The sequence below is a fragment of the Dactylosporangium sp. CS-047395 genome (genome assembly GCF_050942185.1).
GTDB lineage: Bacteria > Actinomycetota > Actinomycetes > Mycobacteriales > Micromonosporaceae > Dactylosporangium.
Genome location: NZ_CP192015.1, coordinates 4869340 through 4887925, shown reverse-complemented (window position 1 = coordinate 4887925; position 18586 = coordinate 4869340). Strand labels below are relative to the sequence as shown.

Genomic DNA, 18586 nt, shown 5'->3' with positions numbered 1-18586 from the left:
GAATCAGTCGGCGAACGAGCAGATCTTCCACTCCCGGTCCTCCTTGACCAGGGCCAGGCTGAGGTTGCTGGTCTTGGTCTGGGTGCCGAGCGTCTTCACGGTGTACTCCGTGGTGACGGTCGCGGTGTCGCCGGTGATCTTCTCGCCGGTCACGTGCCAGTCGACGAGCGAGTCGTTGTCCGAGTCGTCGTCGCCGGCGACCTGGTTGCGCAGCTTGTCGGCCTCGGTCCGGCACAGCATGTCGGCGATCTTCAGCCGGTCGGGGTGGTCCTTGCGCGCCTCGTCGATGTAGGCCGAGACCACCTCGCTGGGCGAATCGGTGAACACCCTCTGGAACGCGAAGTACCCGCCGACGACGAGCACGATGACCGCGAACAGCGCCCCGATCGCGATGAGCGCGCCCTTCAGGCCCTTCTGCGTGCTGCCGGTGTTCGGCGGCTCCGTGGACCAGGGAACAGGCGGATAAGGCTGCTGTCCGTAGGGCTGGTGCGGATCGGTCGGTCCCCCCGGGTACGTCACGGGCAACATGCTATACGCGGACTCAGCCCGCCGCCGCGTCCGCGAGGAGGGCCAGCCGCAGCTTGATCTCGTCCTCCGAGTCGGGTGCCGCGGTCAGGATGACGATCTTCCGGTCGGCGTCGCCCTCGGTCACCACGTCGCAGTCGAGCTCGATCCGGCCGATCGACGGATGGTGGATGACCTTGTGGTCCTCCCGGTGCGCGCCCACCGCGCCCTCCGCCCACAGCGCCGCGAACCGCTCGTTGCCCTCCTCGAGGGTCCGGATCAGCCGCAGCAGGCGCCGGCTGTGCGGGAAGCGGCCGGTGGCCCGGCGCAGGTCGGACACGATCGCGGCGGCCACGGCGTCCGGGCGGCTCGAGCGCACCTCCCGGTCGGTCAGGGCCGGCGCCTCGCCGTGGACCGGGAAGGTGGCCCGGGCGAAGTTGCGCCGCTCGGCCGGGGCCGCCGACGGGTCCCCGAGCAGCGCCGCCCAGCAGCGGTTCCACCAGATCAGCTGCCAGTCGGCGGCGAACAGCGCCACGGCGGTGTCGCCGAGCCGGTTCAGCACCCGGTGCAGGCCCGGCGTGATGTGGTCCGAAATCTCGCCCTCCGCGGGCGGGGCGAGGCCGGCCAGGCGGAACAGGTGGTCGCGCTCGCCGTCGCCGAGCTGCAGCGCGCGGGCCAGCGCCGCCACCACCTGCGGCGACGGGGTGGTCGAGCGGCCCTGTTCGAGGCGCACGACGTAGTCGACCGACAGCCCGGCGAGCTGGGCCAGCTCCTCGCGGCGCAGCCCCGGCGCGCGGCGGACCCGGCCGCTGGGCAGCCCGACCGCGGCCGGGGTGAGCCGGTCCCGCCAGGCCCGCAGGGTGGCGCCGAGCTCAGCCTGGGACTCGGCCGGGGAAGCGGGCATGGGCTCATTCTTCCCCGCCGGCGGCCGCTGAGGGTGGTACCGGCATTCCCAGGGTCAGCCCAGCGCCTTGTCGAGGCGGATGGCCGCGTTGATCAGGCCGAGGTGGGAGAACGCCTGCGGGAAGTTGCCCAGCTGCTCGCCCGTCGGGCCGATCTCCTCCGCGTAGAGGCCGACGTGGTTGCTGTACGTGAGCATCTTCTCGAACGTGAGCTGAGCGTCGTCGACCCGGCCGGTGCGGGTGAGCGCGTCGACGTACCAGAAGGTGCACATCGAGAAGGTGCCCTCCGCGCCGGCCAGGCCGTCCGGGGACTTGAGGGGGTCGTAGCGGTACACGAGGCTGTCCGAAACCAGATGCTCGTCGATCGCGCGCAGGGTCGAGCGCCAGCGCGGGTCCTCGGGGCTGATGAAGCCGACGATCGGCATGTAGAGCAGGGCCGCGTCCACGACGTCGGTGTCGTAGTGCTGGGTGAAGGTCTGCGCCGCCTCGTTCCAGCCGCGGGTCATCACCTGCTGGTAGACCGCGTCGCGGGACGCCGTCCAGCAGGGGAGGTCGGCGGGCAGGCCGAGCGCGCGGGCCACCCGGATGGCGCGGTCGAAGGCGACCCAGCACATGACCCGGCCGTACGTGTTGTCGTGCCGGCCCGAGCGGGACTCCCAGATGCCGTCGTCGGGCTGGTCCCAGACGCCGCAGAGCCAGTCGATGCCCTCGGCGAGGCGGACCCAGCCGTCGTACGCCGGGCGCAGGCCGGACCTGTAGCCCCGGTACACGGCGTCCATCGCCTCGCCGAAGATGTCGAGCTGCAGCTGCCCGTTGGCGTCGTTGCCGATCCGCACCGGGCGGGAGTCCCGGTAGCCGCACAGGTGCGGCAGGTCGAGCTCGGGCAGGTCGGCGTCGCCGTCGACGCGGTACATGATGCGCGGCCGGCCGGAGGTGATCCGGGTGCGCAGCCAGTTCAGGAACGCCTCGGCCTCGCCGCCGTAGCCCAGACCGACCAGGGCGTGCACGGCCAGCGAGCCGTCGCGGATCCAGGTGTAGCGGTAGTCCCAGTTGCGCTCGCCGCCGACGAGCTCCGGCAGCCCGGCGGTGGCGGCCGCGATCGGCGCACCGGTCGGGGCGTGGGTGAGCAGCTTCAACGTGATGGCCGAGCGCTCCACCTGTTCCCGCCAGCGTCCGGTGTACTTCGACTGCGCCGCCCACGAGCGCCAGTAGTCGCGCGTCTGGTCGTACAGCTGCCAGAGCTCCTCCATCGCGACGGCGCGCGGTTGCGTGGCCGGCCCGGTCTCGAGGATGACCCCGCCGGCGGCGCCCTCGGACGCGTCGAGCACCAGCCGGACGCCGCCGTCGATGCGCTCGAAGCGGTCCAGCATCTCGCCGCCGACCGGATGCAGGGTGAGCGACTGGCCCCCGCCGGTGAACACGGCACCCGGGCCGCGCAGCTCGACCGTGGTCGCGGCCCGCGCGTAGTCGAAGGCGGGCGAGCAGTCGAAGATGAACCGGCCGCGGCCGCGCACGACGCGCATGATCCGCACGATGCGGTGCCGGTCGGTCGGCTCGTCGCCGGTGACCGGCATGAAGTCGAGCACCTCGCCGACGCCCTCGGGGGTCATCGTCCGCGTGATGAGGATCGCCGTGCCCGGCAGGTACAGCTGCCGGGTCACGGCGTCGTCGCGATCCGCGCGCAGCCGGCACTGGCCGCCGCGGCCGGGATCGAGCAGCCCGGCGAACACGCTCGGCGAGTCGAAGCGCGGCGCGCAGAACCAGTCGATCGAGCCGTCCTGGGCGACCAGGGCGGCGGTCTGCAGGTCACCGATGAGGCCGTGGCACTCGATCGGGGAGGCGTAATGGTCATCCATACCCCCGAGGGTCACGCCGTCGGGTGACCGCGCCATCACCCGTTCGGGGTCGCGGTCACCGCCGGGAAGGACGCCCAGATGTGCTTGGCCTCGGTGGTGGCGTACCAGCCGACGTCGAGCGACAGCTGCCGGGCCAGGTGCAGGCCGCGCCCGCCGGAGTCGAACGGCTCGACGTCACGCAACTCCGGCAGCGCCTGCATGTCGTGGTCGGCGATGTCGAGCACGAAGCAGTCGTCGGCCTCCAGCAGCCGCACCACGCTGGGCGGCAGCCCGTGGATGAGCGCGTTGGTCGCGAGCTCGGAGGCGACCAGCAGCACCCGGTCGGCCCGGTCGTCCAGGGCCGGCGTCACGATGAGCCGGCGCTGCATCAGGGTGTCGAGCAGCGCCTCGCGCAGTGCCTGCAACTCGCGTACGTTCGTAATGACCCACCGGCGCAGCTCGCTCGTCGCGGGCGGCGGCGGGGAAACACTCAGCGTCGTCACTCGGACGGCATACCCGCCGGAGCGGCACTCGTACCGTGCGCGCGCCGGGCAACCCACCACGATCGGGCGATGGCGGCCAGCGGCGGAGCGAGGAACACCCCGCACAGCCCGCCCACGGCGGCGCCGAGCACGGTCACCGCGAGCACCACGACCGGGTGCAGGTTGAGGGCGCGGCCGAAGACGAGCGGGCGCAGGATGCCCTCCAGGACGTTCTGCGTGATCAGCACGATGACGACCATCCACACCGCGGTGGTGACCCCGCCGGCGCCGAGTGCGAGCAGCACCGCGAAGATGGCCGAGACCCACGCCCCGAGGTAGGGCACGAACGCCGCCACGAACGTCACGATGGCGATCGTCAGCAGGAACGGCACCCCGAGCACGGCCGCGCCGAAGGTGATGACGGCGGCGTCCATGGCCGCGACCACGGCGGTGCCCACCATGTACCGCCGCAGCTGCACCGCCGCCCGCGTGAAGTCGAGGTACTCGGGCAGGTGCGGCTCGATCGCGGCGACCACCCGGGGACCGTCGCGCAGCAGGTAGTACAGCAGGTAGGTGCCGACCAGCAGCCCGATCGCGGCCTCGGCGGCCACGATCACGCCCTGCGACACCGCGGAGCCGGCCCCGAGCAGCGCGGTGCGCCACGCCTCCGACTGCAGGACAGTGCGCACCGGGTCGGCCCCGAGCGCGCTGTGCAGCTTGTGCCCGGCCGCGAGCAGGGCCGGGCGCCACTCCGATGCCTGCAGCAGCACCACCCAGACGAGCAGCGCGGCCACCGCGGCCAGGCCCAGTGGCACCGCGAGCGCACCGAGCAGCGAGGCCGGACCGGGCCTGAGCCCGAGCCGGCGCAGCCGGGCCACCAGCGGCTGCACGGTGACGGCGATGACGACCATGAGCAGCAGGGGCATGAGCAGCGGCACCAGCAGGCCGACGGCGACGGCGGCCAGCGCGGCCCCGCCGACGATGCCGGCCACCGACCAGCCCGCCCGCCCCAGTCGCTGCAGGCGCAGCATCGGGCTCAGCCCTTCTCCAGCGCGCCGCGGAACTGCCGCAGCTCCCGGCGGCCCTTGCGGTCCAGGGTCGGGTACTGCGGGTCGATGCCGATGAGCGTGTCGGCGATGACGGCGGCCGCGGCGATACGGGCGAACCACTTGTGGTCGGCCGGGATGACGTACCAGGGCGCGTGCTTCGTGCTGGTGTGGGCGAGCATGTCGGCGTAGGCGCGCTGGTAGTCGGCCCAGTGCTTGCGCTCGGCGAGGTCGGAGGCGGAGAACTTCCAGTTCTTGGCCGGCTCGTCGATGCGCGCCAGCAGCCGCTTGCGCTGCTCGTCCTTGCTGACGTTGAGGAACAGCTTCACGATGTGGAAGCCGTCCTCGGTCAGCTGCCGCTCCCACTCGTTGATCGCCCGGAACCGGCGCTGCCACAGCTCCTTCCCGCGCGGCGCGGGCGGTTGGTGCTCCTGGTCGAGCAGCTCCGGGTGGACCCGGACGACGAGCACCTCCTCGTAGTGCGACCGGTTGAAGATGGCGATCTCGCCGCGGGCGGGGAGGCGGCCGGAGTACCGCCACAGGAAGTCGTGCGCCCGCTCCTCGGCGCTGGGCACCTTGAAGCTGTGCACCCGCACGCCCTGCGGGTTGACCCCGCTCATCACGTGCCGGATGGTGCCGTCCTTGCCGGCCGCGTCGAGGGCCTGCAGCACCACGAGGACCCCGCGGGTGCTCTCGGCGGCCAGCCGCGCCTGGTGGTCGGCGAGCAGCGCCACCCCGCGCTGGAGCAGGTCCTCGCCGTCGCGGTGGCGGTCCAGCCCGGCGGTGTACCCGGGGTCGTGGTCGCGGCGCAGCCGCACCCGCTCCCCCGGCTCGATCCGCAGCGGGGCGATCAGCTCGGCGATGCGGTCAAGCTGTGGCTCGGCCATCGCGCGCTCCCTTCCGGCGCCGGTGCGCCTTCTGCAGTTCGGTGACGAGCAGGACCGGGGCCGCCGCCACGGCGCAGACGATCCACTGGCCCAGGTCGAGCTGGACGGTGTGCAGGAGCCGCTGCAGGACGCCGAGCTCGGTGGCGAGGACGATCGCCAGCAGCGAGATGCCGCTGGTGACGACGAAGCGGCGATCGTCGAAGGTGTCGAGGCTGAACACCGAGCGGGTGGCGCTGCGGACGGTGGCTGAGAGGTACAAGCTGAGCAGTGAAAATGTCGTCAGCCCCATGGTGCGGGCGGTGTCGAGGTCGTGCCGGGCGTCCGCCCAGGCGATCACCGCGAGCGTGATCGCGCCGATCACCACCCCGAGCACACCGAGCCAGGCGAGCGTCCGCCCGGCCAGCAGCGGCTCCTCGGCGGCGCGCGGCGGCCGGTCCATGAGGTCCGGCTCGGGGCGGCCGTAGCCGAGCCCGATCGACTGCGACAGGTGCACGGAGAAGTTGACCCACAGCGACTGCAGCGGCAGCAGCGGCACTCCCGCGGCCACGCCGAAGATTCCCGCGCCGAGGAACGTGACGATGAAGCCGATCAGCACGCCCATCTGGAAGTAGACGTACCGCTTGAGGTTCGCGTACAGCGCCCGCCCGATGGCGACGGCCTTGACGATGGTCGCGAAGTCGTCGTCGGTGAGAATCATCGCGGCGGCTTCCTTCGACACGTCCGTGCCGGTGATCCCCATCGCGATGCCGATGTCGGCCCGCTTCAGCGCCGGCGCGTCGTTGACCCCGTCGCCGGTCATCGCCACGATGTGCCCGCGGCGGCGGAGGATCTCGACCAGCCGTACCTTGTGCTCGGGCGTGACCCGCGCGATGACCCCGATGTCGTCGACCTCGCGCAGCGCCCGCTCGTCGTCCATGGCCGCGAACTCGGCCCCGGTGATGGCCCGCCCGGTGATCCCGAGCTGCTTGGCGATGGCCCCGGCGGTGACCGCGTGGTCACCGGTGATCATGCGCACCTGAATCCCGGCCTGGTGCGCGGTCGCGATCGCGTCCTTCGCCTGCGGCCGCGGCGGATCGACGATCCCCGCGAGCGCGAGCAGCGTCAGCCCGTCGAGCCCGGCGAGCAGATCGCCGTCCGGGTCAAAGGTGGCCGGGTCGTAGTCCCGCCGGGCGGTGGCCATCACCCGCAGCCCCTGCTCGCCCATCCGCTCGTTCTCGGCCAGGTACCGCTCCCGCTTGTCCTCGTCGAGGTCCCCGCGGGCCAGCAGCTGGTCGGGCGCCCCCTTGACGAAGCACCGCACCACGTCACGGCCGGCCTCGTCGGTCATCCGGTGATAGGTCGCCATCAGCTTGTAGGCGGCGTCGAACGGAATCTCGGCGATGCGCGGATACCGCTGCCGGGTCGCCGCCACATCGAGATGCCCCTTCTCGGCCAGCACCACGAGCGCCCCCTCGGTCGGGTCGCCGACCAGCCGCCCATCGGTCACCACCGCGTCGCCGGCAAGGGCCATGGGCAACAGAAAAGGCTCCAATGGTACGTCCGGATCCCCCGCCACCCGCCGGATGTCCCCCTCGGCGGAGTAGCCCGAGCCGCTCACCGTGTACCGCCGCCCCGGAATCGCCAACTCGGCCACGGTCATCTGGTTGAGCGTCAGCGTCCCCGTCTTGTCCGAGTTGATGGCCGAGGTCGACCCCAGCGTCTCCGTCGACCGCAGCCGCTTCACAATCGCGTTGGACCGCGCCAGCAGCTGCGTCCCGAGCGACAGAATGGTGGTGACCACGGCCGGCAGCCCGGTCGGAATGGCCGAGATGGCAAACGCGATGGCGGCGGTGAACACCACCTGGAACGTGTTGCCCCGGGCCAGGCTCAGCACCACCGAGAGCAGCAGCGCGACCCCGGCCACGAGCAGAATCTGGTTGGTGAGCCGGCTCAGCTGCCGGGTGAGCGGGGTCGGCGCCTCCTTCCCGGTGGCGAGCATCCCCGAGATCCGCCCGACCTCGGTGTCCATCCCGGTCGCGGTGACCAGCAGCTCCCCGCTCCCCCGGGTGACGTTCGTGTGCATGTACGCCATGTCGGTACGATCCCCGAGCGCCGCCGCCTCGGCCGCGACCGCCCCGGCATCCTTACCGGCCGGGATGCTCTCCCCGGTCAGCGCCGACTCGTCGACCTCGAGCCGCGCACTGCGCACCAGCCGCCCGTCGGCCGGCACCCGGTCCCCGGCCTCGACGAGCACCACGTCCCCGGGCACCAGCTCCTCGGCGGCCACGGTGTCCGTGGTGTTGTTCCGCCGCACCCGCGCCTTGGTGATCATCGCCTCTTGCAATGCACTGACGGCAGCCGCCGCCTTCCCCTCCTGCCGCAGCCCGAGGACGGCGTTGAGGAGGGTGAGCGCGATGAGGAGCAGTCCGGTGCCGTACTGCTTGAGCGGGTAGATACTGCCGATGCCCGCCACGAGCAGCACAATCTGCATCAGGTCGGCGTACTGGCGCAGAAAGGCCTTGACCCGCGGCTCCCGGCGCGCTTCGGCGAACCGGTTGGGCCCGTACTGCGCCCGCCGCCGCTCCACCTCCTCCGCGCCCAGCCCTTGCTGCACCTCGACGTGCTCGACGGCGAGCGCGTCGGCCACGGAGAGCGCGTGGAAGGGCGGCGCTTCCTGCCGTTCCGGCAACGTGGACGTCCCCATCGGCGGGTGCTACCCGGAAGAGGCTGCTTCTCCCAAAATGAGGTGGGGGAGCTTCGCTCCACCACCCCGGGCTGGAGCCGAGCGGTCGGGAACCGTGGCGCGTCGGTGCCCGTCTACTGCGATATGGACCTTGATGAAGACTGGCGACCGCGCGGCACCGTGTTCGGTGGGCTGATGCTGTCACTCGGCGTGTATTTGCTGGCGTTGGCCGGATTTGTGGCCGCGACGAGCAACACCCCACCCCGCCATCCGCAGGACGGAGCGGCCATCTTCGCAATCGCGGGCGTCGCCGGGTCGATCGCGGTCGCCATCGTGCGGGGGCTCACCGGTCGCCGCAACTCGGCGTTCGGGGCAGCGGTCGGCACGCTGGTGTGGCCGCTCGTGGCCGCCATCGCGATCGCACTGCTGATGGCACTGATGGCGTCGCACATGACTGTCGTCTGAGCGGCCGAGCCGCTGTCCACGGCCGTCGCGGCCCGAGTCCGCAGCCTGCCGGCTGGACCAGCACCGGGTCGCGATGGCCAACCGGCCGGTCACCAACCTCGCCGCCCGTCCCGGGCTGATGCCGCTTCCTCCCCCCGCCGATCGGTCGAGAGCGGCTACTCGAGGACGGAGTCGAGGCGCGGCAGTCGACGGCTCGACTCATGCTCATCGTCGAAGTCCCAGAACTCCGGCAACTGCGGGTAGCGCGCCGTGTCCGTGCCGCGCCGCTTCGACGAGTTCCCAGAACTTTGCACGCTCATTCCCACACGGTACGGACCTACGGGCACCCAGCCTCACGCGAGCCCGTGCTGGCAACGCACCGTGAGTAATTCGTTCATCCGCCATTCGCAGCAGTCGGCCGGCCCCGACCTGGACGACCGTCCGAGAGGTGCGCACGGAGCCTGGCCGGCTCGGTGCGCAGTCCGCCCGGCCTCAGCCGCCGAAGACCATCCGCAGTGACGACGCCACCCGGTAGTACACCCCGGGCGTGGCAAGGTCCTGCGCGAGCCGATCGTTGTAGATCACGAAGTTCCGGCTGCCGGCATCGGCGAAGTTGATCTGGAGTTCGGCGGTGACCAGTGCCATCGGCGTGCCGCCAGGCCGGATCGGCGCCGAGAAGTCGATCAGCCGGATGACGGCGCTTGCCTCGTTGCCGGTCAACGTCACTGGCGGTGTCTGCTCGGCGCCGATGTCGATGACGCCCCTCCGGCGTACGACGATGCTGTCCACTGTGGCCGGATCGACTTCCTGCTGACTGCCGTCGCTGTCGCTGTCGCTGTCGCTGTCGCTGTCGCTGTCGAAGAGCATCATGACCGTGGTTCCCTGCTCGTGCGGGGTCGGTGCCGGAATCGGCGTCGGCCGCGCGTCCGCAGTCAGCCGGCGATGTTGCGCCAACGGTAGTGGTCCGGGTCGCGCCGGAAGTCGGCGGTGCCATTCCATGGCGATGCCGACGTTGGATCGACCTTTCGCCAGGGCCAGCGGACGAAGATACCCGTCGAGGTTGACCAGGGCTCCTGATTGGCAAGTCCTCCGGCTATCGCTTCCCGGCGCGCTCGTCGTACTCCTCACGCGCTTCGAGGACTTCGCCGATGTGCTGCACCGACCAGTCCGTGAGCGCCTTCAATGGGCCTCGCAGGGTCTCGCCGAGCGGTGTCAGTTCGTACTCCACGCGGATCGGCGTCTCCGGGTACACCGTCCGGAGCAGCAGGCCGTCGCGTTCCAGCGTGCGCAGTGTCTGGGTGAGCATTTTCTCGCTGATCCCGGAGAGCCGCTGCCGCAGCTGCGTGAAACGACAGGCCCCGTGCCGGCCGAGTTCGCCCAGCACGAGAACGGCCCATTTGCTGCCGATCTGGTCGAGCACGTCACGCGACGGACAGCCGCGGACGTAGGGGTCCCACGAGGATGTGTGCTCGTTCACGTCCCGGTGTGTCGTCACCAACCCCACCTCGATCCTTACGTCGAGGTGGTCACCTTACCCGCAAGTGCGTCCTTACCAGAAGAGAGCGAGCAGGTCATCGTGGGCAGCGCTGCGGATGGTCCGCGGCGGAAGGGGCCATCACCCATGTCGATCGTTGTTACCGCCGCCTCTGGGCAGCTGGGCCGGCACGCCGTTGAAGCGCTGCTGAGCCGCGGTGTTCCCGCTTCGCGGATCGTCGCGACCGGTCGGGACGTCACGAAGATCAAGGACCTCGCTGAGCGCGGTGTCGTGGTTCGCCGGGCCGACTTCGCCGAGCCTGCCAGTCTCGCGGCGGCCTTCGAGGGCGCGGAGAAACTTCTGCTGATCTCCACCACGACTCCGAGCGAGCGGGTCGCCAACCACCGGCGCGCCGTCGACGCCGCTGTCGCGGCGAACATCTCGCTGGTCGCGTACACGAGCATGCTGCACGCGGACACGTCCACGGCAAGCCTCGCCCCGACCCACAGTGCCACCGAGCAGTACCTCCGCGAGCGCCTGCCCAGTGTGATGCTGCGCAACGGCTGGTATCTGGAGAACTACACCTCCCAGCTTCCCCGGGTGCTGCAGGGCGGGGCCCTGATCGGGGCCGCCGGCCGGGGAAGGATCAGCGCCGCGACGCGTGCCGACTACGCCGACGCCGCCGCGGTCGTGCTGTCCAGCGACGGCCACACCGGCGAGGTGTACGAACTAGGCGGGGACCACGCCTTCACCCTGGCCGAGCTGGCCACGGCCGTCTCGGTCGCCACCGGCCGGCGCATCCAGTACACCGACCTCCCGGCCGGCACGTTCACCGAGGCGCTGCTCGACGCCGGCGTACCCGCGGAACTGGCGCACGTGCTCGTCAGCGCCGACCTGGCCATGAGCCGTGACGAGATGTTCACCGACTCCGGCGACCTGCGGCGTCTGATCGGGCGGCCGACCACGACCCCCGCCGAGGCGATCGCCGACGCACTGCGCTGAGCGGCGGACCCGCCGTCATCCGCTAGGGCCGGTTGGTGGAGGCGCGGACCTTGAGTTCGCACTGCACCCGGATCAGTTCGTGCTCCTGCGGCTCGCCGTTGACGGCCGCGAGCAACCGTTGCCCGGCCACCCGGCCCATCTCCAGCAGGGGCAGCGCCACGGTGGTCAGCGGCGGCCGCTGGTGCACCGCGAGGGAGCGGTCGTCGAATCCGACGACCGCGACCGCGCCCGGGATGTCCAGGCCCCGGTCGTGGATCGCGGCGAGGGCACCCGTGGCCAGGTCGTCGCTCGCGCAGAAGATCGCGTCCGGCGGGTCCGGTAGGGCCAGCATCGCCGCCGTCAGCTCGTAGCCGTCCTCGGGGGACCAGGAAGCTGCATGCCGTACCAATGCCGGGTCTGGATCCTGACCGGCCGCGCGCAGGGCCGCGGTGAAGCCGTCCAGCCGGTCGGCCGTCGCCTCCCAGGACGCGGGGCCGTTGATGAAGGCGATCCGGCGCCGGCCCAGGTCCAGCAGGTGGCGGGCGGCCAGGGCGGCGCCACCGCGGTCGTCGGGCAGGATGCTCGGGACCGGTTCGGCCATCCCGTACTCGTACAGGAACACGTACGGCGTGTCCGGCAGCGGCAGGGCGGGGCCGGAGCGGGGGCGGACCCGGTTGCCGGACATGATGATGAGGCCGTCGACCTGGCGGTCCAGCAGGCGGCGCAGGTGTTTGCGCTCCTTCTCGGGGTCGCCGTAGCTGTTGGCCAGCAGGACCGACACGTCGTAGTCGGACGCGGCCTCCTCGACGCCGCGCATGAGGGCGGTGGTGAAGATGCCCTCGAGGTCGTCGGTCAGGATGGCGATGGTGTCGGTGGTCCGGGCGCGCAGGCCGCGGGCCACGGCGTTCACGCGGTAGCCGAGGCGGCCGATGGTGTCCAGGACGCGCTGGCGGACCTCCGGGCCCACGTCGGGGCGGTCGTTGAGCACCTTGGACACGGTCGCGGTGGACACCCCGGCGACGGAGGCCACGTCGCGCATGGTGACGCGGCCCGGTGCGCTGCGTGCGGCGGTCACTTGGCTCCTTAACCGATTTCGTTGAGCTTCGGCGATCGACACTGTAGCAGAAAGCCGAGCTGAGATACTTGACATGATCCGGACTTGGGGTTGTAACGTGCGGTCCACGAAAACGATTACGTAGACGGATCACGGAAGGAGTGGGGATGACCCAGCGACGGCGCCGCGGGCCGCAGGCTCGGCGGCAGCGGGTCGGACTGCTGCTGGTGGCTCCGGCCGTGCTGCTCGTGCTCGGGCTGTTCGTGCTGCCGGTGATCGTCACCGCGGTCATGTCCTTCTACGACTGGTCGCTGCTGGGCGATCGGCGCTTCATCGGCCTGGCCAACTACCGGCGGCTGACCGGCGACACCACGTTCTGGCACAGCCTCGGGTTCACCACGCTGTACACCGTCATCGTCACCGCGAGCCTGCTCGTGGTCGGCTTCCTGCTCGCCTCGGCGGTGCGCCACCGGCGGCGCGGGGTCGGGCTGCTGCGCACCGCGTTCGTCCTGCCGGTCGTCATCGGCTTCGCCACCGCCAGCTACATGACGCTGTGGCTGCTCGACGACCGCATCGGCATCGTGCCCGATCTGCTGCGCCGCACCGGGCTGGCCGACGGGCCGGTCTCGGTGTTCAGCAGCTTCCCGACCGCCCTGGCCGTCGTGGTCGTGCTCGTGGTCTGGAAGACCGTCGGGCTCACCATGCTGCTGCTGATGACCGGGATGCAAGCCATCTCCAAGGAGTTCTACGAGGCCGCCGAGGTCGACGGGGCCCGGCGGTTCCGGGTGTTCCGCTCGATCACGCTGCCGCTGCTGCGCCCGACCCTGGCGCTGGTGCTGGTGCTCACCGTGATCGGCAGCTACCTGGCCTTCGACCAGTTCTTCATCCTCACCCAGGGCGGCCCGGACAACAGCACCATCCCGGTCGTCTACCTCATCTACCGGGCCGGGTTCATCGACTTCAACCTCGGCTACTCGGCCGCCATGTCGATCGCGCTGATGCTCATCCTGCTCGTCCTGACCACCGTGCAGCTGCTGCTGACCCGCTCCCGGGAGGACTCGTGACCCGGCGCCCCGGCTGGCTGCCCGCCCTGCCGTTCTACGTCGTCCTCGGCCTGCTCGCCCTGCTGTTCGTGGCCCCGCTCGGCTGGCTGATCGTGGCCTCGTTCAAGACCGGCGCCGAGTTCTCGCAGACCCCGCCGACGTTCCTGCCGCACGAGCCGAGCCTGGAGAACTACCGCCGGCTGCTCGACGCGGGCCTGTTCCGCAACGTGCTCAACAGCCTCCTGGTCACCGCCGGCACCGTCGTCGCCGCCAGCGCGCTGTCGGTGCTGGCGGGCTACGGGTTCGCCCGCTTCCGGTTCCGCTTCCGGGGGCTGCTGTTCCTCGTGGTGCTGTCCACGCTGATGATCCCGTTCCAGTCGATCGTGCCGTCGTTGTACGTCATCCTCGACGACCTGCACCTCACGAACTCGAAGTTCGGGCTGATCGTCGTGTACACCGTGTTCGCCCTGCCCTTCGGCATCTTCACCATGCGCGCCGCCTTCGCCTCGGTCCCGGCCGCGGTCGAGGAGGCGGCGATCTGCGACGGCGCCGGCACCCTGTCGACCCTGCGGCGGGTGCTCCTGCCCATCGTCGCCCCGGGCGTGGCGACCGTCGCGCTCTACGCGTTCTTCACGGCCTGGAACGAGTTCCTCGCCGCGCTCATCTTCACGACGAGGCAGCAGCAGTACACGCTGCCGGTCATTTTGGCGAATCTGCAGACGGGCGCCGGCGGCACGCTGAACTGGGGCGTGCTCGAGACCGGAGCGGTCTTCGCCGCGGTGCCCTGCATCGCCGTCTTCCTGATCCTGCAGCGCTACTACGTCGCCGGTCTCACCGGCGGCGCCGTCAAGGGATAACACCTCCTAGGAGCCCCCCATGTTCCAAATGCGCCGCGTGGCGCCAGCCCTGGCTGCCTTCCTCACCCTCGCGCTCGCCGCCTGCTCCAACACCGACAGCACCGGCGACGCCCCCGCCACCTCGAACGACCTCACCGGTTCCGGCCCGGCCACGCTGTGGGTCCGCGCCGCCGACGAGCCGATGGACAAGGCCCTCGTCGCCGCCTGGAACGAGGCCAACCCCGAGCGCAAGATCACGATGCTGACCGTGCCGGACGCGCAGTACGTGCAGAAGTACGTCCAGGCCGTGCGCAGCGGCGACGCGCCCGACCTGGTCGCCGTGGACATCGCCAACGTCAAGTCGCTCACCGGCCAGAACCTGCTGACCGACATCACGTCGCTGGTGGACGCGCTGCCGTACAAGAGCGCCCTGGCGCCGGCCGCGGTGCAGATCAGCACGGCCGGCGGCAAGATCTACGCGCTGCCGCACCAGCTCGACGTGTCGATGCTGTACTACAACAAGGACCTGTTCACCAAGGCCGGACTCGACCCGGCGAAGCCGCCGGCGTCCCTGGACGAGCTCGTCGCCGACGCCCGGAAGATCACCGCGCTGGGCGGGGACACGTACGGGTTCACCTTCGCCGGCAACTGCGCGGGCTGCAACGCGTACACGCTGCTGCCGTACATCTGGGCCAGCGGCGGCGACATCATGAACGCCGACGGCACCCAGGCCACCCTCGACGACCCCGCGGTCAAGGCCGCCCTCGACGCCCACAGGACGATGTGGGACGAGAAGCTCATGCCCGCCGCGGCCAAGGACGACAACGGCGCCACCTGGTTGAACGGCTTCCAGTCCGGCAAGATCGGCATGATCGCCCTGGGCAGCTTCGCGATCAGCGTCTACAAGGCGCAGGCCGGCCTGAACTTCGGCGTCACCAACATCCCCGGCAGCAAGGGCACCGCGTCGTTCCTCGGCGGCGACGTCGTCGGCATCGCCCGCGGGGCCAAGAACGCCAAGACCGCCTGGGACTTCATCGCCTGGAGCATGTCCGAGGACGTGCAGAAGACCGTGGTGGCCAAGACCGGGCAGCTCACCGTCCGCTCCGACACCGCCGACAACGAGCTGACCAGGGCCGAGCCGCGCCTGCTGCAGGCCAACCAGCTCGTGGCCACGGCGAAGGTGCCGGTGACCGCGAAGTACAACTCGCTGTTCATCGACCCGACCGGCCCCTACCTGCAGTTCGTCCGCGACTGGGTGTTCACCGGCGACCCCGCGAAGGCGATCTCCGACGGGAAGTCCGGCTTCAGCAGCCGGCTCGCGTCCTGATCTTCTTGAGTTAGGAGCAAGAACATGCACGACCTGAGCTTCCGGTGGCCGCACCCGCGCATCGCCACCTCGCTCGGCCCGATCAGCGTCCGGGTCCACACCGGCGAGAACGTGTACGGCCTGGACGCCCTCCAGATCACCCGGGACGGCACTGTGACCACGGCCGTCGCCGAGGGGCTGACCTGGGCCGGCGGGCAGGAGCGCGGCCCCGGTGGCGCGGTCGTGGAGGTCGATGACACCGGGGGAGACGGCACTGACGGCGTCGTGCGGGTCACGGTCCGCGCGACGCACCGCGACGGCGTGCGCTGCGTCGCGGTGGTCCTGCACGACCAGCCGACCGGCGACGTCACCGCCCTGCGCGAGGGCGACCTGCCGGTGCCGGTCACCGGCCGGGTCGTGCAGTACCCCAACGGCTGGTTCGACCTGGCCACCCCGCTGCTCGGCCTCAAGCGCCCGGACGGCTCGGTGACCGTCGCGCGGAGCCTGGACGAGCAGGTGCGGGCCAAGCGGTTCGTGGTCGTCCCGCACTTCGACGAGCCGGGCACGTGTGACTTCGAGCTGATCGTGGACGCCGACGCCACGCAGCCGAGCGCTTCGCTGGCGGTGCCGGTGTGGGAGCTTCGGCGTACCGAAGACGTCGCTTCTGTTCTTGCAGAGCACACCGAGCACGTCCGCGCGGCCTATCAGCTCCCCACGTGGACCGAGCGGGACGACGTGCCGGACTGGCTGCGGCGCACGTCGCTCGTGGTCAGCCTCAACGGCATGCACTTTACCGGCCGGGTCTTCCTCGACTACGACGGCATGCTCGCCACCCTGCGGCGGCTCGGCGAGCAGATCGACCCGGCGCGCATCCTGGCCTACCTCCCCGGTTGGGAAGGGCGTTATTACCGTTGGTACGGCCGTTTCGACGTCGACGAGCGCCTGGGCGGAGCGGCGGGGTTCCGCCGGCTCATCGACGGCGCGCACGCCCTCGGCGCGCGGATCATGCCGATGTTCGGGGCCAACGTCGCCGCCCGCGACCTGCCGGGCTTCGAGACCTGGGCCGCACCGGGCCAGCTGCTCAACCCCAGCGGACACATGCCGATCGGCTCGGTGGACTGGGACGCCTCCCGGCACTTCGACCACAGCTGGGGCGCCCTGATCAACCCGTCGTACGAGCCGTGGCGGCGGCACCTGGCCGAGCAGATCGTCCGACTGCACCACGAGTACGGCTTCGACGCGGCGTTCCTGGACATCTCGGCGATGTACAACAACGACCCGCGCGGCAGCACCACCGCCGGCCTGCGCGCCCTGGTCGACCTGCTCCGCGCGGGCAGCCCCGACCTGCTGATCGCGGGCGAGGCCTGGTTCGACGCCATCGGCGGCCACATCCCGCTGGTCCAGGCCGGCCACCGCGACACCGTGCCCACCCTGCACGACGAGCCGGACGCCGCCCTGTTCACCGGCACCAACCGCTCCTTCGGGCACGTCTGCCTGGGCGACCCCGCGTACGGCTCGACGGGCGTGCACGAGGCCGGCTACAACGCCCACTGGCGCCTGCCGGTGCGCGAGGGCGTGCTGCCCACCCTGACCGTCGTCGACGGCACGCTCGACGACGCCCCGGACCGGGTCGCCCTGATCCTGCAGGACGCCCGCGAGTACGCGGCGAAGTACCTGGCCTGAGCGGGTCCTTCGCCCGCCGTCCCCGGGCGCCTGAGCACCGCCCGGGGACGGCCTTTTCTCACTCGGGCCGGCGCGCGATGCCGAGCGCCAGCGCCGCGATCGCGCCGGAACCGAAGGCGGCGAGCAGCCGCTCGAACAGCCCGGTCAGGTCGGCGGGCGCGTTGACGAAGACGAACAACAGCACAAAAAAGCCAAGGGCGACGCCACGGTACGGCCAAGCCCAGCGCTCCCAGCCCGGCGCGCGCTTCATGGCGGCCGCCAGGACCAGGGCAGCGACCACGAAGAGCAGAATCCCGGTCGGCGTGATCATGGTGTCGATCTTGCCGCCGAGGTTGGCCCGCTGGTCGTCTCCGGTGCAGCCCGGATCGGCCAGCCGGCAGCCCTGTCGTTCGGCCCCGGCGAGCAGGTCCCCGACGCCGAAGATGGACAGGGCCAGCAGCACCGCGCCGACGGTGGCGAAGCGGCCGCCCGGGCGCAGGGCCGGTCGCACCGCCAGCACCGCGAACAGGATCGTGCCCAGGCCGCACAGCGTGAACACCACGATGAGCACCAGGGCCCCCGGCGCGCCGACCGAGAGCATGTCGCTGATGGTGTGCTCGAGCGAGCGGTACCGGCTGCCCTGCCAGGCGGGGGCGACCAGCCAACTCGCCACGAACAGCACCTGGGCCGCGACCCCCACCCACGCCCACCGGCGCACCCGATCGTTGATCATCGGTACATCTTAGAAACAGCGGTCGATCAGACGTTTTCCTTGAACAGGTCGACAACCGCCTGCCACGCCCGCGCGGCGTGGGCCGGGTGGTGGCCTACGCCGGGCACGGTGGGCAGGCTGCGGCCGGTGGGCGCCGCCCAGAAGGCATGCTGGGCGCCGCCGTAGATGTGGGCCCGCCAGTCGACGCCGGCCTCCTGGAGCGCGCCGCCGAACGCGAGCAGCTGCGCGGGCGTACAGATGGGATCCTCGGAACCGGTGCAGAGCAGGAAGGTCCCGGCGGCGTCCGTCCAGTCCTCGGCCCGCGGCGCCGGCAGGCCGGGGTGGATGACGGCGACCGCGGTGAAGGGCACGCCCGTCCTGGCGAGCTCCAGCACGACCTGTCCGCCACCCCCGAACCCGAGCGTGGCGAGCCGCGTGCGGTCGGCGCCGGGTTCGGCGAGCAGCACGTCGAGCGCGGCCCGGCCGATGGTCAGCATGCGGGCGGGGTCGGCGAGCAGCGGCAGGACCCGATCCAGCATCGCCTGCGGCTCGCCGAAGTAGGTCCGGCCGCCGTGGTAGTCCATGGCGAACGTCAGGTAGCCGCGGGCGGCGAGGTCGTCGGCGCGGCCGCGCTGATAGTCGTCGAGACCGACCCCGTCGTGCCCCAGCAGCACGGCCGGCCACGGCCCATCGCCCTGCGGCCGGGCCAGGTGACCGACCATCGTCAGCCCGTCGACGTCATACGTGACTTCCCGC

General features: G+C 71.2%; 19 protein-coding genes. 6 read left to right on the top strand and 13 right to left on the bottom strand.

The annotated features are described in order from the left end of the window. Nucleotides 1-3 precede the first annotated feature (3 nt). From ACQP00_RS22945 to ACQP00_RS22915, 7 genes are read right to left on the bottom strand one after another with little or no spacing between them, the layout of a single operon-like run. Nucleotides 4-519, bottom strand: a complete 516-nt coding sequence (locus ACQP00_RS22945) for an Rv0361 family membrane protein (RefSeq protein WP_433222245.1) — start codon at nt 517-519, stop codon at nt 4-6. A 22-nt stretch (nt 520-541) separates the two neighbouring features. Beyond that, nucleotides 542-1408: a helix-turn-helix transcriptional regulator gene (locus tag ACQP00_RS22940; RefSeq protein WP_433222243.1), complete on the bottom strand. Its 867-nt coding sequence runs from the start codon at nt 1406-1408 to the stop codon at nt 542-544. 54 nt (nt 1409-1462) lie between these two features. Further along, nucleotides 1463-3262, bottom strand: coding sequence for a glycoside hydrolase family 15 protein (locus ACQP00_RS22935; protein ID WP_433222241.1), 1800 nt, complete (start codon nt 3260-3262; stop codon nt 1463-1465). A 35-nt stretch (nt 3263-3297) separates the two neighbouring features. Further along, nucleotides 3298-3744: an ATP-binding protein gene (locus tag ACQP00_RS22930; protein ID WP_433222239.1), complete on the bottom strand. Its 447-nt coding sequence runs from the start codon at nt 3742-3744 to the stop codon at nt 3298-3300. Beyond that, on the bottom strand, nt 3741-4754 hold the full coding sequence (locus ACQP00_RS22925) for an AI-2E family transporter (protein WP_433222237.1): 1014 nt from the start codon (nt 4752-4754) through the stop codon (nt 3741-3743). The genes ACQP00_RS22930 and ACQP00_RS22925 overlap by 4 nt, the downstream gene beginning before the upstream one ends. 5 nt (nt 4755-4759) lie before the next feature. Then, nucleotides 4760-5656, bottom strand: coding sequence for a PPK2 family polyphosphate kinase (locus ACQP00_RS22920; RefSeq protein ID WP_433222235.1), 897 nt, complete (start codon nt 5654-5656; stop codon nt 4760-4762). Then, a complete protein-coding gene (locus ACQP00_RS22915; protein WP_433222233.1) occupies nt 5637-8339 on the bottom strand; it encodes a cation-translocating P-type ATPase in 2703 nt (900 codons plus the stop codon). The genes ACQP00_RS22920 and ACQP00_RS22915 overlap by 20 nt, the downstream gene beginning before the upstream one ends. A 105-nt stretch (nt 8340-8444) precedes the next feature. On the opposite strand from ACQP00_RS22915, the gene ACQP00_RS22910 reads away from it, so the two are divergent. Further along, on the top strand, nt 8445-8783 hold the full coding sequence (locus ACQP00_RS22910) for a hypothetical protein (RefSeq protein WP_433222231.1): 339 nt from the start codon (nt 8445-8447) through the stop codon (nt 8781-8783). A 155-nt stretch (nt 8784-8938) separates the two neighbouring features. Here the strand turns inward: ACQP00_RS22910 and ACQP00_RS22905 are convergent, their stop codons facing one another. The 3 genes from ACQP00_RS22905 to ACQP00_RS22895 form a co-directional block, all read right to left on the bottom strand. After that, the gene (locus tag ACQP00_RS22905) at nt 8939-9082 is read right to left on the bottom strand and encodes a hypothetical protein (protein WP_433222229.1); all 144 of its coding nucleotides are present in this window, start codon (nt 9080-9082) and stop codon (nt 8939-8941) included. A gap of 172 nt (nt 9083-9254) precedes the next feature. Beyond that, complete coding sequence (locus ACQP00_RS22900; protein WP_433222227.1) at nt 9255-9632, bottom strand: hypothetical protein; 378 nt, start codon at nt 9630-9632, stop codon at nt 9255-9257. Between the two features lie 223 nt (nt 9633-9855). Then, entirely contained in the window at nt 9856-10182 is a 327-nt protein-coding gene (locus ACQP00_RS22895) for a winged helix-turn-helix transcriptional regulator (RefSeq protein ID WP_433222225.1), read from the bottom strand. 201 nt (nt 10183-10383) lie between these two features. Between ACQP00_RS22895 and ACQP00_RS22890 the strand changes: the two genes are divergently transcribed. After that, on the top strand, nt 10384-11238 hold the full coding sequence (locus ACQP00_RS22890) for an NmrA family NAD(P)-binding protein (protein WP_433222223.1): 855 nt from the start codon (nt 10384-10386) through the stop codon (nt 11236-11238). A 22-nt stretch (nt 11239-11260) separates the two neighbouring features. Here ACQP00_RS22890 and ACQP00_RS22885 read toward each other — a convergent pair whose 3' ends face one another. Next, on the bottom strand, nt 11261-12292 hold the full coding sequence (locus ACQP00_RS22885; RefSeq protein ID WP_433222221.1) for a LacI family DNA-binding transcriptional regulator: 1032 nt from the start codon (nt 12290-12292) through the stop codon (nt 11261-11263). Between the two features lie 146 nt (nt 12293-12438). Between ACQP00_RS22885 and ACQP00_RS22880 the strand changes: the two genes are divergently transcribed. The 4 genes from ACQP00_RS22880 to ACQP00_RS22865 are packed head-to-tail and all read left to right on the top strand — an operon-like array spanning nt 12439 to nt 17139. Further along, nucleotides 12439-13335 carry a carbohydrate ABC transporter permease gene (locus ACQP00_RS22880; RefSeq protein ID WP_433222219.1) on the top strand — a complete coding sequence of 299 codons (897 nt, stop codon included), beginning with the start codon at nt 12439-12441 and terminating at the stop codon, nt 13333-13335. Beyond that, a complete protein-coding gene (locus tag ACQP00_RS22875; RefSeq protein WP_433222217.1) occupies nt 13332-14171 on the top strand; it encodes a carbohydrate ABC transporter permease in 840 nt (279 codons plus the stop codon). The genes ACQP00_RS22880 and ACQP00_RS22875 overlap by 4 nt, the downstream gene beginning before the upstream one ends. Nucleotides 14172-14208: 37 nt before the next feature. Then, nucleotides 14209-15477, top strand: coding sequence for an ABC transporter substrate-binding protein (locus tag ACQP00_RS22870; protein ID WP_433222215.1), 1269 nt, complete (start codon nt 14209-14211; stop codon nt 15475-15477). Nucleotides 15478-15501: 24 nt separating this feature from the next. Beyond that, nucleotides 15502-17139: a hypothetical protein gene (locus tag ACQP00_RS22865; protein ID WP_433222213.1), complete on the top strand. Its 1638-nt coding sequence runs from the start codon at nt 15502-15504 to the stop codon at nt 17137-17139. Nucleotides 17140-17197: 58 nt separating this feature from the next. On the opposite strand, the gene ACQP00_RS22860 is transcribed toward ACQP00_RS22865, so the two are convergent. Beyond that, nucleotides 17198-17851 (bottom strand): DUF998 domain-containing protein, encoded by a 654-nt coding sequence (locus tag ACQP00_RS22860; RefSeq protein WP_433222212.1) that lies wholly within the window; start codon nt 17849-17851, stop codon nt 17198-17200. A gap of 26 nt (nt 17852-17877) precedes the next feature. Further along, nucleotides 17878-18552: a dienelactone hydrolase family protein gene (locus tag ACQP00_RS22855; protein WP_433223957.1), complete on the bottom strand. Its 675-nt coding sequence runs from the start codon at nt 18550-18552 to the stop codon at nt 17878-17880. Between the last annotated feature and the right edge of the window lie 34 nt (nt 18553-18586).

Coding starts and splice junctions, on each gene's coding strand:
- ACQP00_RS22880 (WP_433222219.1), top strand. CDS start 12,439: ATGACCCAGCGACGGCGCCGCGGGCCGCAGGCTCGGCGGCAGCGGGTC.
- ACQP00_RS22900 (WP_433222227.1), bottom strand. CDS start 9,632: ATGATGCTCTTCGACAGCGACAGCGACAGCGACAGCGACAGCGACAGC.
- ACQP00_RS22935 (WP_433222241.1), bottom strand. CDS start 3,262: ATGGATGACCATTACGCCTCCCCGATCGAGTGCCACGGCCTCATCGGT.
- ACQP00_RS22890 (WP_433222223.1), top strand. CDS start 10,384: ATGTCGATCGTTGTTACCGCCGCCTCTGGGCAGCTGGGCCGGCACGCC.
- ACQP00_RS22855 (WP_433223957.1), bottom strand. CDS start 18,552: ATGGTCGGTCACCTGGCCCGGCCGCAGGGCGATGGGCCGTGGCCGGCC.
- ACQP00_RS22905 (WP_433222229.1), bottom strand. CDS start 9,082: ATGAGCGTGCAAAGTTCTGGGAACTCGTCGAAGCGGCGCGGCACGGAC.
- ACQP00_RS22915 (WP_433222233.1), bottom strand. CDS start 8,339: ATGGGGACGTCCACGTTGCCGGAACGGCAGGAAGCGCCGCCCTTCCAC.
- ACQP00_RS22940 (WP_433222243.1), bottom strand. CDS start 1,408: ATGCCCGCTTCCCCGGCCGAGTCCCAGGCTGAGCTCGGCGCCACCCTG.
- ACQP00_RS22925 (WP_433222237.1), bottom strand. CDS start 4,754: ATGCTGCGCCTGCAGCGACTGGGGCGGGCGGGCTGGTCGGTGGCCGGC.
- ACQP00_RS22920 (WP_433222235.1), bottom strand. CDS start 5,656: ATGGCCGAGCCACAGCTTGACCGCATCGCCGAGCTGATCGCCCCGCTG.
- ACQP00_RS22865 (WP_433222213.1), top strand. CDS start 15,502: ATGCACGACCTGAGCTTCCGGTGGCCGCACCCGCGCATCGCCACCTCG.
- ACQP00_RS22860 (WP_433222212.1), bottom strand. CDS start 17,851: ATGATCAACGATCGGGTGCGCCGGTGGGCGTGGGTGGGGGTCGCGGCC.